The sequence below is a fragment of the Crocosphaera sp. UHCC 0190 genome (genome assembly GCF_034932065.1).
Lineage (GTDB): Bacteria > Cyanobacteriota > Cyanobacteriia > Cyanobacteriales > Microcystaceae > UHCC-0190.
In genome coordinates, this window is sequence record NZ_JAYGHP010000004.1 from 36126 (window position 1) to 50857 (window position 14732).

Sequence of the window (14732 nt, forward strand, 5' to 3'; positions counted from 1 at the left end):
AACGAAAGATCCTTGACAGAAACGACTCTATGGGATCAGATTGTTTACTTAATCCATACCGTTTTAACATTGAGGAATTCTTGCATTCCTTGAATGCTTAATTCTCTTCCATATCCCGATCGCTTGATTCCCCCGAAAGGTAAACGGGGGTCGGATTTGACCATACCATTGATAAAGACACATCCGGCTTCAATTTCCTCGATTAAGCGTTCTTGTTGAGCCGGATCATTGGTCCAACCACTGGCCCCTAATCCAAAGATGGTACTATTGGCTAATTCAATAGCTTCGTCGATATCTTTTACCCGAAAGAGTAAAGCAACGGGCCCAAAGAATTCATCGCTATAACCAGGGGAATCTACGGGAATATCCGTTAATATAGTAGGCGGATAAAAGTTACCAGGGCGATCGCTGATCACTTGACCCCCTGTTAAAATTTTCCCTCCTTTTGTCACCGTTTCTTGAACTTGTTGGCTAATTTCCAATAACATGGACGGGGTGGCTAAGGGGCCAATGTCTGTGTCTTCTAACATCGGATCACCGACTTTTAAGGCTTGGAATTTTTCCACTAATAATTGCTCGAAGCGATCGGCTACGGACTCGACTAGGATAAAGCGTTTGGCCGCAATACAAGATTGTCCATTATTGAGAAGCCTTGCCGTAACCGCTGTGGTGGCAGCAGCTTCAATATCAGCACTTTCTAAAACGATAAAGGGGTCGCTTCCCCCTAATTCTAAAACAGTTTTCTTAATCTGTTTGCCCGCCGTCGCAGCTAAACTGGCCCCTGCGGGTTCACTTCCGGTTAAGGTGGCAGCTTTGACCCGATCATCCTTCATGATAGACTCTACTTGAGAGGCCCCAATCAGCAATGTTTGGAAGGCTCCGGCGGGAAAACCTGCTTCTGTGAGAATGGCTTCAATGGCTAAGGCACTTTGGGGGACGTTAGAAGCGTGTTTGAGAATGCCTACGTTTCCGGCCATCAAAGCAGGGGCGGCAAAGCGAAACACCTGCCAAAATGGGTAATTCCAAGGCATGACCGCTAAGATTATGCCCATGGGTTGATAGCGGATGAAACTACGACTCCCGTCGGTGGTAACGGGGACATCTTTGAGAAAGTCAGCAGCATGGTCAGCGTAGTAACGACACACTAAGGCGCATTTGTTGACTTCGGCGATCGCGCTTTTAATGGGTTTTCCCATTTCTAGGGTCATTATTTCCCCAAATTTGCGCTGATCTCGCTCTAAAATGTCGGCGGCTGCTTTTAACCATTGACTCCTTTGTTCTAGGGAAATCTTGCGGTACTGTTTAAAGGTGGCTTCTCCCAAAGCGAGTTTGACTTCGATCTCCTCGGCACTGAGGGGTTCAAAGATTTTTAGCGTTTCTCCCGTTGCTGGGTTAACTGTGGCGATACCCATTCGTTCCTCCTAATTCCCGTACTCTTCTACGATCATATATTGACCTTCCCTAGTCTGCCCTTGCTTATCTAACGGATAGGGTCTTTTTTGGGAATTTTTAAGATCTATCTCTAGCTTCACTCTCTAGAGAGGAGACAGACGATAATTTTAACATTTTGATACATAAGTTTGTTTATTGCAACAGAATACTGGGATTGCTATAGTTAACCTGTAATGCAGCCTTGGCACGACTCGCACCAGCAAGATAGTATAATAGTATTTATTAGGAAGAAAATGTCTGATAAAATAGATGAATGAGTGAAGCTATTGTCGGTATTAATCCTAAAATTTTGAAATGGGCAAGAGAAAGGGCTAAGTATTCTCTTGAAGATGTTGCGTCGAAGTTTAAAAAAGATATTAATATAATAAATGGAAATTTAATATCAGTAAATTTGCCAGATAATTGCATTTTTGCTATTTTCGTGATAACATTTTATGTGATAGGGTGGGGGGATGCTTCTGACTAAAAAGGCTCTAAAAAGGGCAAAACCCTTATTTTTGCGTTGTTTACCTCTATATTATGGCCGAGTTGTCGATGACTTTGGTTCCTGAGTTGGTTTAGGGTCTTGATTAGTGTTAGTTTTAGATTCATCGGTTTTAGGCTCTGATAGCATCCATTCTTCGGGTGTTCTTTCTAAGGCATATTGAAAACTTTTCGGCACTAAACCGATGGTAATTTTACCTTCGGGTTGAGTATTGAAATCAATTTGTGCATATAATAATTCTCCCTGAAAATCTGGATTTCCGATAATGATTTGATGGCTTTTATTGTTGTCTAATACAACTTTTATAGTGGCTAATGGTTGATCTAAACCATACTCTGCCTTCTGATTTTTGTCAATGGTAAAAGTTCTATCTATGTCACTACTTACCAATAAATTAGTTAAAAAAGAAACAACGGCATCATTGGCTATTTTATCTTTGGGTTTGGTCATTTTCCAAGGTTGCTTATTATCTTCAGTTTTCTCAAATTTTAGGATTTGTGATTGAGTTTCAATGGTTAATAGTTTAATATCTTTTTCTTGAAAATCAAAAATTTTTTTAGTCTGAGACTTTATTTCTTCCTGTTTAGGATTAATTTGTGATTCATAAAAATAGACTATTCCTGCTAAGAAAATAGCCGTAATTAAAAACCCCCAAGTTGTTTTTTGTAATTTCATTATTCACCTCATTTATGTTTACCACTAAATTATTTATCGTCTACGCCACCAGGTTACTACAGCAGCAACTAAAGCAGACAAAGGAAAGATAACTAATGCAAGTAATGCTAATAGATTAACTTGTAGAGAAGACAAATTAATGCGTCTATTTTTAGCTTCTTTGGGACGAATTGATAGGGGTTGCTCATCTTGACTTCCCAACCATTGGACTGAATTTAAAAAGACATCTCCATTTAATTGTTGACCAAATAAATTATTAGTTGCAAATATTGAATTACCAATGATAATTAAACGTGATTCAGTTTTTTTGGGCTTTTCATTATTAGAAGAAGGGGAAGGAGAAGGGGAGGAGTTTGTGTTTTCTTTCTTTTCTTCTACTTTGTTACCATTAGCATCATTATTTTTCTCCGTTGGATTAATTTTGCGGGTTAAAGCAACACCTAAGTCAAATGGGCCAGAAATATCCGTTTTAGGGTCAAATGTTACCTCTCCAGATTCTAAATCATTTTCGGCCCACATTTTGTCACTGGTAACAATAAGAGAAGTTGCTTCCACCCCTTTTACCTCAACTGTATCAATAGGACGAGAGAGGGGATAAAAAGAAATTCCGTTAGCAAACTCTTTAGTAATAGGATGATTGCCATAAGTAGTAATAAAAGGAGTTGTTGGGCCCAAACCCACCACATCTCCGGCCCCTGAACCATCAATAATGATACGATTATCTAGTTTAATTCCCCAGTCTTTAAATAGAGGTTCTAATCCTGGATCTGTGTTAGGATCAAGTAATAATAATAAATTGCCGCCTTCTTCTGAATAGGTTTTTAAGGCTTGAACTTCTTGGTCAAATAATTTACGTTTGGGACTGGCAATAATAATCGCATCTGCATCAGTGGGAATACCAAAACTCTCCACTAAATTTAAGGGTTTAACATTGTATCCTTTGTTTTCTAAGCTACTAACTGCCTCAGAAAGACTTCCTTGTTCAGCATTTTCTTTTTCCAAGGAATATTCTCCATGGCCTTGTAGTAAATAAATGGTCGGTATATAATCTTTTTTAATTTTTTCAATGGCATTAGTAAGTTTAATTTCTGATAAAGCTTCTCGGTTATTAAAAGCAATTAAGGTTTGAACCAGTTGTTTTTTATTCCCATATTTTAAGTAAACATCTCCTAATGATTTGACATTGAATTCCTTAGTTAGTCCAACTTTTACATCAGGATCAACAATTTCAAATTCAAACTTATTATTATAGCGTTTATAGTTTTCTAATAAGTCTTTATCCTGGGGATTTGTTTCTTTATCAAAAATAAGAACTTTGATAGGTTGTTGCAGATTTTCAACAATTGATTGAGTTTCTGCGGATAGGGTATAAAGTTGATTATCCGTTAAATCAATACGGGGAAAATAGCGAATGGCAATAAAATTAATTAATCCTAAAATTATGAATAAAGAGAGAGTAGAAATTAAAGCATTTGTTCCTGCTTGTGTTGAACGTTTTTGCCAAAAACTTTGTCCCGTGATTAAAATAAATAATAACCAAATAACTAAACAAATACCTCCAATAACAACTAAACCTATATAGAATGCTCCCCAGGTTTTTGTCGTAAAACCAGCTACTAAACCAGCAACTGTTAAGATTAAACCAGGAATAAAAAGATATTGAAAAATTTTCCGATAATTTAGCAATTTTGTCATGTTAATTCACTCACTAATTGGCTTAGATTTGTATAGTTAAGAGCGTTGAAAGCGGAAGGCTTCTATGGACTGTGCAGTTAAGAAAATTCCCAAAAATATATAACTTGCCAACAAAACTAAACTACTGATATCTAAAACTCCTTTCACTAAGTCAGTATAACGATCAAATAGAGAAAGATGGGATAAAATGGTACTAAAAGGTTCCTTTGTGTTATTGGCGATCGCATCCATAATCCACAAAAACAAAACTAACACAAAGGTCAAAATATAAGCTAAAATTCCACTATCTGTCAAAGAAGAAATAAACATTCCCAGGGAAAGAATCGCTGTAGCAATAAGAATTAAAGAAGCATGAGCTAAGAGAATCACTTGTAAATTGACGGGAGGACTTGCATTGCTAAAGACGATAATTTCATAAATCCAAATAGGAATCATTAAAACCAGAAAAAAGGCAACGACTCCCAATAATTTTCCCACAGCGACTACCCAATTTGTAACAGGAGAAGTGGCTAATAATTCTAGAGTTCCCCGCTTCCTTTCCTCGGAATAGAGTCCCATAGATAAAGCCGGTAATAGCACCAATAATAAGGAAGTTAGAACCCCAAAAAACTCCTCTAAAAATTGACTAGGAACATCTACAGACTGGGGTAATTGTCCACTTTGTTCTAAAAAGGACAGGGTTTGCAACAGTTGATCAAGAATGGCCCCAAAAAAGAAGCCAGAGAGTAACCAAAAAACCGCAGCAATAATATAAGCAAAGGGTGAGGTAAAATAACTTTGAAATTCTTTACGGAAGATAGCAATTAAGTTAGTAAGTATCATTATAAATATCAATTAGGAAGGATTTTCACTGTCAAAATTATCAGAGGTTTCAACCGATTTTTCTGGATTTTCAACACTTGATTCTTCGGTGATTAACTCTAAGAAAACATCCTCTAAGGAGGCGCGGGTTCGCCGCATTTCATAGAGTCCCAAACCCTGACTAATAATTAAGGCAGCAATGTCTTTGCCAATTTCTCGCTCTGAATCTGTCGTCAAGTGGATGAAATGACGTTGCTCATCATTATCTTTGAGTTCAGAATTAATCTCAACCTTGGCAATACCAGACATTTCTTTTAAACTCGGTTCAAGATTTGATATATCCCCCTCAATATCTAATTCATATCCTCCTCTTGCGGTTAAATGGGACATTAAATTATCAGGAGTATCTGTAGCAATAACTTTCCCCCGATTAATAATAGTAACGCGATCGCAAGTCATACTCACTTCCGGCAAAATATGAGTTGATAAAATGATCGTATGTTCCCCCGCTAAACTCTTAATCAGATTGCGAACTTCAATGATTTGTTTCGGGTCAAGTCCCACTGTCGGTTCATCCAAAATAATCGCAGGAGGATCATGAACAATCGCTTGAGCAATGCCTACCCGTTGTTTATAGCCCTTAGAAAGCTTGCGAATTAAGACTTTACGCTTATCTCCCAACTGACAGCGTTCCATCGCCCAGTTTACCCTAGAAACGCGATCGCCTGCTACCACTCCTTTAATGCGTGCGACAAACAGCAAAAACCCTTCTACCGTCATATCAGGGTACAAAGGAGGTGTTTCGGGAAGATACCCGATGCGTCGTCGCACTTCCATCGACTGTTCATGGACATCATACCCTGCTATTTTAGCGGTTCCGGTGGTGGCAGGGAGATAACCGCTTAAAATTCGCATGGTGGTGGTTTTTCCTGCCCCATTTGGCCCTAAAAAACCGAGAATTTCCCCACTTTCAACGGAAAAATCTACATCTTGAATGGCAGCAGTTGACCCGTAAATTTTGCTGAGGTGTTCGACTTCAATCATAAATCATGAATTGATAGACACTTGAGGATTGATTATGCCTCAATTGTTACATACCTTAGATATTTTTTTCTTGCCTTAGTATGAGACTGGTTATTTTAGTCAAAAGTTTCAATCCAATTTTTAAGATTTTTCTTATACTCTATGTCTTAAAACAAGTTCTAAAAGTTTGATTTAAACTCTTCAAATTGCCTGTTCTAATTCTCCAGGAATTCACCGCAAATTGTAAAGAGGAAGATAACCAAGAATCATATTGAGGATAAATCGGTAGACGAGGCACTAATTGCCATCCGTTTGTGGCTAAAAGATTAATTAATCCTTGATGAGTGTGATGGGGATAATCAGGATTTACTTCATCTTTGGGGCCAATTCCTCCTAAATCTCTAGCCCCTGCTGCTAAACAGTCTAATAAACATTGAGGTTCAGTAATTAAATTAGGGGGGATTTGTAAGGTAATAGACTCAGGTAAAATTTCCTTTGCTTTAGCAATAATTTCTGGTAATTGATGATAATTAAAAGCAGGGGTAATCAACGTTTGTTTTTGACCAGGACTATGAGGTTGTAAGATGACTTCTTGGATATGATGCCAACGGTGATGAATTTGGCTGATCACGTCTAAGGTTTCCCAACAATCCTTTAAAGTTTCTCCAATTCCTAATAAAAGACCTGTCGTGAAAGGGATTTTTAATTTCCCTGCCCATTCTAACTGTTGTAAACGCAATTCAGGGCGTTTACTCGGTGCATAATTATGAACTGTTTGTAACAGTTTTGGGCTTATTTGTTCTACCATTAATCCCATTGACACATTAACGGTTTTTAAAGTTTCCATTTCAGTAAAACTTAAGGGACCGACATTGGTATGGGGCAAAAATCCCAGAGATAACGCTAATTGACAAAGATCATAAATTCGTTGAAACCAAGCTTTTCTTCTTGAAGACTGAGGATGAACTTCTCCACTAAGAATAAGAATTTCACAAATAGATTGATGTTGTAATTTCTGTAAGATTTTTTCCGCTTTTTCTAAGGTTAACCAATCATCTTGATCAGGAGCAACCCGAAAATTACAATAGGTACAACGGTTAAAACATTCATAGGTAGGTACTAAGGTATAAGCAGGACTATAAGTAATTTGCTTAGACATGGTTTCTTCCTCAACTTAAATGAACATGACAATTAATATAAAAAACGTAATAAATCTAATTGACTAATCGAGGTAAACTGGTGACAGTAGGAGGCAAAAGAAAATTAAAATCTGTTGTGATTCTTGAATTTAAAGACATAACAGCTTTGATCCCCCATCAACTTTCTTGTTCTATGAAAAATAACCCCACTAAACCATTATCCCTATTAGAAAAATTTCGGCAAACAATCGCAGCAATGCCGAAAATGCAGACGGAAGAGTCCTTAATGCTGCGAATTTTAGTCCAGGGATTAGTGATTATCGGGATTATTGCCACAGATGTGGCCGCCCAAACCCAGATGAGTTTATGGGCAATTCCTTTAAGTATCGCGGGGTCAACTTGGAGTTGGTATCGTCGAAAACATCGCAACATCACGGTTAAATTTTTCCTGGCCATTGCTATGCTGGGGGTACTTTTTTTCTTTTTAATTAATTTAGCCCAAAATCTTAATGATAGTCGTTTGGCCCTAGCAGGGTTATTAGTTCAACTTCAAGTTCTCCACAGTTTTGATTTACCAAGACGGAAAGATTTAGGTTATTCAATGGTAATTGGCCTGATTTTATTGGGAGTTGCTGGTACCATTTCTCAAACCTTAGCTTTTGCCCCTTGGTTATTATTATTTTTAGGTTTCGCTATTCCTACCTTAATTTTAGATTATCGTTCTCGTTTGGGACTTGAAGCCATTGATAGTAGACTTAATTTAGGGTTTCGTTCCCGTCGTACTGCTAATTCTGTTATCACTTATTCTCCCTTTTCTATTAAAAAATTAAGTTTTATTATTGGTCTTACTTTGGTATTAGGATTAACAATTTTTATGTTAATGCCACGCTTTCCAGGGTATCAATTACAAACCTTTCCCGTGAGTAGTCCTTTAGATGCAGATAGTCAAAAGTTTAATGGACAAAATAACGGGATTATTAATCCAGGATATACGAATAAACAACAATCCAAAAGTTCAGGGGGACAAGGCAAAACTCCAACGGAAGGACAAGGGGAAATCGATAATACTTATTATTATGGATTTAATACCAAAATCAATCAGAATTTACGGGGAAATATGACCCCAAAAATTGTGATGCGGGTACGTTCTCAAGCACCCGGATTTTGGAAAGCATTATCTTTTGATCATTATACAGGACAAGGTTGGGAAATTTCTAATGATCAAGATCTTAAAATGATTGAACGTGATCCTTGGTCTTACAAATTCTTTTTATCATCACCAGCTACTCGTATGAAAACGAAGCAGGTGATTCAAAGTTATACAGCCGTCACTAATTTGCCAAATGTAATTCCTTCCCTTGCTATTCCCAATTCTCTTTATTTTCCTGCCAAAGAAATTGGCATCGATCAACGGGGAAATTTGCGATCACCTGTGGGTTTAATTGAAGGATTAACCTATACCGTTATTTCAGAAGTTCCTTATCGAGATCGTACCATTTTAAGAACATCTCCTTATGAATATCCTGAAAGAATCATCAAAAATTACTTACAAATTCCCCCTGAAATTGAAGAAAAAGTTCGTCAAAAAACCTTGGAATTATTAGCAAAATCACCCAACCCAATTAACTCAACCTATGAAGCGGCTTTGTTTTTAACACAAACGGTTAAACAACAGTATCAAATTAAACCAGATTTACCGTTTTTTGATGAGAATGAAGATTTAGTTACTGCATTTCTCTTTAAACATGAAGGGGGTTATCCCGATCACTTTTCTACTGTTTTAACCATGATGTTACGATCCATTGGTATTCCCGCAAGATTAACGGTAGGATTTGGCCCAGGAAAATTTAATCCTTTTACTGGATTTTATGTGGTTAAAAATACTGACGCTTATGGGTTAACAGAAGTTTACTTTACTAAATTTGGCTGGTATACTTTTGATCCCATTCCTGGCCATGAATTAATCCCTCCTTCGGTTGAAGAAGAACAAACTTTTGGGGTTTTAAAGCAATTTTGGAATTGGATAGCCAGTTGGTTGCCTTCTCCTGTAACCAGCTTTTTTAACATAATTTGGACTCAGATAATTGGCGGATTTATTAATCTTTTGGTGTGGTTATGGCGGTTTATTTCAGGAAGTTTAATCGGGGTATTTGTGGGATTATTCTTAGGAGTTGGGTTAGGATTATTGGGTTGGTTAGGTTGGGGACAATTAAGTAAATTGGGGTTTTATCGTCGCTTGGCTAAATTACCACCAATTGTGAGATTATATCAAGAAATGTTAGGAATTTTAAAAAGTAAGGGATATCCCAAACATCCGGCTCAAACCCCTTTAGAATATGTAGAAATTTCTTATCAACAACATCCCCATGAACAAGCGGCAATTATTGAGGAAATTTCTCAAGCTTATGTAAGTTGGCGATATGGAGAAAATAGTCAAAATTTTGACTATTTGCAACAACAATTTAAAGCATTAGTTAAGAGTTTAAAGAAAAAAAAATCAGATTAAGAGGTAAGCAGTTTATATTTTTTAGGCTCTACCGAACCTAGGATGTAAAACGATTAAAAATTACAGGCTTAAACCCGATCAGGTTAAGCTATAGGAACTAAGCCTGGCTACCCAGGCTTAAAATTAGGCTGTTTAGACAGCCTTTGTGCTTATAGAATAAGGCTTTAGCCTGTATTCATTTATTAATTTTACATGACAAGTTCGGTAGAACCATTTTTTAGAGTATTTATGTAGGGGCAATTTATGAATTGTCCCTAGAGAATTTAACTTTTTCTCATTTCCTTCCAAAGATTAAGATACTCTGCTTGAACCTTATCTGGTAAAGGCTCTAAAAATTCGCATTTATCGAAAATTTCGGGCTTTATTAATAATAAAGGATTATCTTGAACTTCCTTTGAAAGTTGATTTTTATCAATGGTATTAATCATAGGAGAAGCCCCATCAGCAAACAAGGAAATTAGATCAGCAGCTTGAGGTTGCCAACAAAAATCAAGCCATTGTTTCGCTGATTTTGATAACTCTAATTTTCCAGTTTTTGCTTTAGGTTTAACCCAAATATCTGACCAAATAGCAGTCCCAGAAGCAGGTATTACAGCCTTAAGACCTCGATTTTTAGCAATTAGGGGTAAAATCTCATTAGACCAACCCACACTTAACCAAGCATCTCCCACCAATAAGGGTTGTAAATAATGACGAGAACTGTAATATTTAACTTGTTTTTGTAGAGACAAAAGTTCAGATTTTAAACGAGGAACTGAGGCTAAATCTTTTGTATTGTAAGACTGTCCTAATTTTTTTAAGGTTAATCCAATCACCTCTCTGGGTTGATCCAGCAAGGTAATGCGATCGCGTAATCGTTCATCCCATAAATCGTGCCAATCTGTCGGTTCCCAGTCTAACTTATCCTCTTGGTAAACCATTAACGTTGTTCCCCAACGATAGGGAGCCCCCCAAATTTGTCCGTTTTCCTGGATATTTCCTTGTTGATCTCGTTTAACCAAGCGTTGCCAACGAGAGGGGAGTTTTTGCCAATTGGGGACATCAGCAAGCTCTAGGGGTTCAATTAAACCCTTTTGAATGCCTTCAGCTAACCAAGCATCTCCTAAAGTGACTAAATCACTGATCGGTGGTTCCTTGGGGTTAATGATGGGTATTTTGGGTAAATCACGCCATAAACCCGTTTTCTTGGCATCTTTACCTTGCCAAGTTTCCAATAACTCAAACAATTCTTTTAGCTGAGCTTGGGGAGTAAAGGAGAGAGAAGGCTGAGAGGATAATTGTTGACGAAAAGCAGTCAGTAATTGGGGGGGTATGGAACCTTGTAACAACAAAACCCGCAAATCCTGCCCAGAATCACCGCATCCTGATAACAATTGCCCTAGTGCGACAGTCCCTGTACTGATCAAAAAAGAACGACGGCTAACCATGGAATTTATTGTATCAAGGTTTACGGTTAATGAAGAGTAGTGAAGTAATCGTTAAATGAATCAGGAATCTGTAACTATCAGTCTCAGTCACTTCTAGGATGAGAAATAGCACAGTTTTCAGTGATGGGCATTCCTATGGATGGACTACAGCAGCAAATCAATGAACTTAATCAAAAAGTCAGTCAACTCCATCATATTGTTGAACAGATTGGCCAACAGATGGTGGGTTCTCGCCTGCCAACGGAAGTCATGGTTAACAACCAACAACCCTCTCTGCCTAGCATCTCCCGCCCGAACCCCATTGCGTCACCTCGTCATGGACATTATCAGTCCGTGATGGAGCATAAGGATATCCTACCAGATGAGAGTGAAAATAGCACCCTCATCGCCCCTGAAGTGGAACCATTACTAACCACCGATCTTCAGGTGCGACGACTCACAGCACAGTTAACCGCCGCTTATAACCGTATTGCTGCCTTAGAAGAACAGTTACTCGCTTCTCGGATCATGCGGTAAAAAATAGGGGATATCGGTCAGGGAAACTATCGATAGCCTTGGGACGAGTGAACGGGAGCTTTGAGAAATTAATTATTCGGCACAGTGGTTTGAGGAATTGTTGTAGAAGGGTTTAGAGGATTCCCTGGATAATTACCGACTCCATTGTTCGGGTTAGTTGGGATTGTCTGAGGAAGACTATTGGTGTAATTTCCTGGTAAACCTGTTCCTGATGGCAAGGGACTGAGGCTAGGATCACTCAAATTAGGGGTTTTCTCAGATTCACCTGGTAGGGTAGCTAAAGCAACTCGTTCACCACCGACTTCTCGCAACATATCCAGCACCTGAATGACTTCATTGTAACTCGCATTTCTTGAGGCATGAAGTACCATTAAGCCTTCGGGGTTAAATTGATGATAGCTCTTAATCGCGTCAAATAGCTGATTGCGAGTTACCAATTGCTTTTCAACGTAGACTTGGCCAAAATCATCGAGGCTAACCACCATCATTTCCCGCATTTGGGGAGTTCCGGAACCAGCCTTCGGTAAATCTAAGCTAATGGCCTGCTGACGAGATAAACCAACTGCCCCCAAAATAAAGAAGGTCAAGATACAAAAAATCACATCAATCATTGGCAAAATTTCAATGCGAACTTCTTGTTCTTGAGATGAATTTTGCCAAAGTTTTAGCGGACGAGCATGGCCATGGGACAGATTTTTACGGGTTATTTTTTGATGATTCGTATTTTGGGTCATGAGTGTCTGTTAAAAAGATGTTGTTTAGGTGCTTATTCGTCAAAAGTATCCTTAAATCTCGGTGCGACATTGCTTGGGAAAGTAGAGGGTTCACCATCAGTATCTAGCCAACGTTGACGATAAATCACTTCTAATTCACTGCCCGTTTTACGGAATACCCGCACTTGGTTAAACCACAGAGATTGGAATATTCGGTAAAAAGTTAAGCTGATAATGGCAACAATTAAACCCGTAGCCGTAGAAATTAACGCTTCACCGATTCCTAGGGTAACACCTGTGGTAGAAGATGTTCCCAAGTCGCTAATTTGGATGTTGCCCAAAGAGGCAATTAATCCTAAAACGGTTCCCAGTAATCCCAGCAGGGGAGACAGGGCAATCACTGCCTCTAACACCTTATCTCCCCGTCGCATCATGGCTAACTCGTCATCGGCGGAGGATTCTAGAGCCAAATGGAATACCTCCGGATCGGGGTTAATCAATCTCAGGGGGCCATAGAGGAACTTGCCCACGGGATGATTACTATATTCTTTGGCCACTTTTGGGGCCCCATCCCAGTTACGGGCCGCTGTCTCCAAAATCCGGTTCAGAATCTGTCCCTCTTTGAGCAGAAATCTCACCCAAAACCAGGAGCGTTCAATAATGGTACTCAAGGCTAATACCGACAAAATGAGCAGGGGCCACATGGCTACCCCACCTTTTTCCATGATTTCTTGAATATTCACCGTCTTGGCTGACCTCCGTTGCTTGTCCCCATCTTGAAAAAGTGTTGATAGTTGTAATTATTTATTTACAATTCTAAGGGTTTATGTTTAGTGATCAAGTATATCCTCAGAGAAGGAGGATTTTTTTTTAATTCGGTGGACTCTATTCCCAAATTACCGTCAGAACAACATCATCAGTGCTTTGGGGCTTTTTAACCTTCAGGCTAAAAACGGTAAACATAGCTGTATCGTCAATCAGGATTAAGGGTGATGAGGACTCAAAGAACCATGAGAGCCACATTGGGCTTTCTCTTGTTATTTTTCTTGAGTGGGTGGATCTCCTTCTCAAAAACTGACTTTCTGGACTTTCTGAGTATATTAGCAGACGCTCAGGGGTTACAAGAAGTTTCCCCTAGGATGATTTTCCTGAAGTCGTCTCTCGATGAGAAACGGCTGGTTTCAGCCCATACACAGTTGGGATTTCAGTTGTTTTCAACCTTAGCTAAAGGGAATCAAGAGCAAAATATTTTTATCTCTCCAACCAGTGTGGCTTTGACTTTGTCGATGCTTTACAATGGCGCAACGGGAGATACTAAACAGGAAATTGCTCAAGTCTTAGGAATTCAAGGGGTAGAAATTGATGCGCTAAATCGAGCAAATCAGGGGTTAGAAAGTCACTTAAATCTTGAGAATCCTCAATCTCCGTTAATTGTCGCTAATTCCCTTTGGGCAAGACAGGGCTTTACCTTTCGTTATCAGTTTCTTAAAAATAATCGAGATTATTATAACGATCAAATTACCAATTTGAATTTTGCTAGTGGTGAAGCGAGCGGTATTATTAATCGTTGGGTTACAGAAAACACTCAAGGAAAAATCAAAAATATTATTAATCAAATTCAAGCAGATGATGTTCTGTTTTTGATCAACACAGCTTATTTTCAAGGAACTTTGCAAGTCGGTTTTGATCAAAAGCTCACGACAGAAAAATCCTTTCATTTAAGCCGCAATGTTAGTAAGCTTTACCCTTTTATGTCTCGTCAAGGGACTTATAGCTATTTTGAAAATTCTCAATTTCAAGGGATTAAATTACCTTATGGTGATGGAAACTTGAGCTTTTCTCTGTTGTTGCCCAAAAAAACTGACCAATTGTCCCAAGTTTTTCAGGATTTAACCCTTAAGAAATGGCAAAAACTATCATCTAAGTTTCGGAAAACCAGTGGGTTGCTTCAGTTGCCTCGCTTCACTTTAAACTATGAAGTCGATCTCACGAAATCTTTACAGTCTTTAGGACTTTCTACTATGTTTAATCCATCTCAAGCTGGTTTTTCTAAATTAACGTCTCATTCCGCTTATATCAATAGCATTAAACATCAGGCATTACTAGAATTTAATGAAAAAGGCAAACAAGTCCCCTCCGTTAAATCGATGAATCTTAAAGTAGCATCAATTATCTCGTCACCACCCCAATTTACGATGATTGTAGATCGTCCTTTTTTCTGTCTGATTCAAGATGATAATACGGGGGCAATTTTATTTATGGGTAGTATTTTTGAACCTTAGTTTTATTTATTTTTTCTTG

Annotated in this window: 13 protein-coding genes; 4 read left to right on the forward strand and 9 right to left on the reverse strand. The window is 38.4% G+C overall.

Annotated elements, in window-relative coordinates:
* Positions 1–44: 44 nt before the first annotated feature.
* A complete protein-coding gene (locus tag VB715_RS07685) occupies positions 45–1412 on the reverse strand; it encodes an NAD-dependent succinate-semialdehyde dehydrogenase (RefSeq protein ID WP_323300612.1) in 1368 nt (455 codons plus the stop codon).
* A 293-nt stretch (positions 1413–1705) separates the two neighbouring features.
* Between VB715_RS07685 and VB715_RS07690 the strand changes: the two genes are divergently transcribed.
* A complete protein-coding gene (locus VB715_RS07690) occupies positions 1706–1918 on the forward strand; it encodes a hypothetical protein (protein WP_323300613.1) in 213 nt (70 codons plus the stop codon).
* Positions 1919–1969: 51 nt separating this feature from the next.
* Here the strand turns inward: VB715_RS07690 and VB715_RS07695 are convergent, their stop codons facing one another.
* The 5 genes from VB715_RS07695 to cofG form a co-directional block, all read right to left on the reverse strand.
* Positions 1970–2611: a DUF4340 domain-containing protein gene (locus VB715_RS07695; protein WP_323300614.1), complete on the reverse strand. Its 642-nt coding sequence runs from the start codon at positions 2609–2611 to the stop codon at positions 1970–1972.
* Between the two features lie 33 nt (positions 2612–2644).
* Positions 2645–4306, reverse strand: coding sequence for a GldG family protein (locus tag VB715_RS07700; protein ID WP_323300615.1), 1662 nt, complete (start codon positions 4304–4306; stop codon positions 2645–2647).
* Between the two features lie 36 nt (positions 4307–4342).
* The gene (locus tag VB715_RS07705; protein ID WP_323300616.1) at positions 4343–5128 is read right to left on the reverse strand and encodes an ABC transporter permease; all 786 of its coding nucleotides are present in this window, start codon (positions 5126–5128) and stop codon (positions 4343–4345) included.
* A 12-nt stretch (positions 5129–5140) separates the two neighbouring features.
* Complete coding sequence (locus tag VB715_RS07710) at positions 5141–6151, reverse strand: ABC transporter ATP-binding protein (protein ID WP_323300617.1); 1011 nt, start codon at positions 6149–6151, stop codon at positions 5141–5143.
* A gap of 139 nt (positions 6152–6290) precedes the next feature.
* Positions 6291–7289 (reverse strand): 7,8-didemethyl-8-hydroxy-5-deazariboflavin synthase subunit CofG, encoded by a 999-nt coding sequence (gene cofG / locus VB715_RS07715; RefSeq protein WP_323300618.1) that lies wholly within the window; start codon positions 7287–7289, stop codon positions 6291–6293.
* 173 nt (positions 7290–7462) lie between these two features.
* Here cofG and VB715_RS07720 point away from each other — a divergent pair, with 173 nt between their 5' ends.
* Entirely contained in the window at positions 7463–9775 is a 2313-nt protein-coding gene (locus VB715_RS07720) for a DUF3488 and DUF4129 domain-containing transglutaminase family protein (RefSeq protein WP_323300619.1), read from the forward strand.
* Between the two features lie 263 nt (positions 9776–10038).
* On the opposite strand, the gene VB715_RS07725 is transcribed toward VB715_RS07720, so the two are convergent.
* Positions 10039–11202, reverse strand: a complete 1164-nt coding sequence (locus VB715_RS07725; protein ID WP_323300620.1) for an extracellular solute-binding protein — start codon at positions 11200–11202, stop codon at positions 10039–10041.
* Positions 11203–11337: 135 nt separating this feature from the next.
* On the opposite strand from VB715_RS07725, the gene VB715_RS07730 reads away from it, so the two are divergent.
* Complete coding sequence (locus tag VB715_RS07730) at positions 11338–11718, forward strand: hypothetical protein (RefSeq protein WP_323300621.1); 381 nt, start codon at positions 11338–11340, stop codon at positions 11716–11718.
* A gap of 68 nt (positions 11719–11786) precedes the next feature.
* Here VB715_RS07730 and VB715_RS07735 read toward each other — a convergent pair whose 3' ends face one another.
* Positions 11787–12452 (reverse strand): biopolymer transporter ExbD, encoded by a 666-nt coding sequence (locus tag VB715_RS07735; RefSeq protein ID WP_323300622.1) that lies wholly within the window; start codon positions 12450–12452, stop codon positions 11787–11789.
* Between the two features lie 32 nt (positions 12453–12484).
* Positions 12485–13135, reverse strand: coding sequence for a MotA/TolQ/ExbB proton channel family protein (locus tag VB715_RS07740; RefSeq protein WP_323300896.1), 651 nt, complete (start codon positions 13133–13135; stop codon positions 12485–12487).
* Between the two features lie 306 nt (positions 13136–13441).
* Here VB715_RS07740 and VB715_RS07745 point away from each other — a divergent pair, with 306 nt between their 5' ends.
* Positions 13442–14713 carry a serpin family protein gene (locus VB715_RS07745; RefSeq protein WP_323300623.1) on the forward strand — a complete coding sequence of 424 codons (1272 nt, stop codon included), beginning with the start codon at positions 13442–13444 and terminating at the stop codon, positions 14711–14713.
* Positions 14714–14732 lie beyond the last annotated feature (19 nt).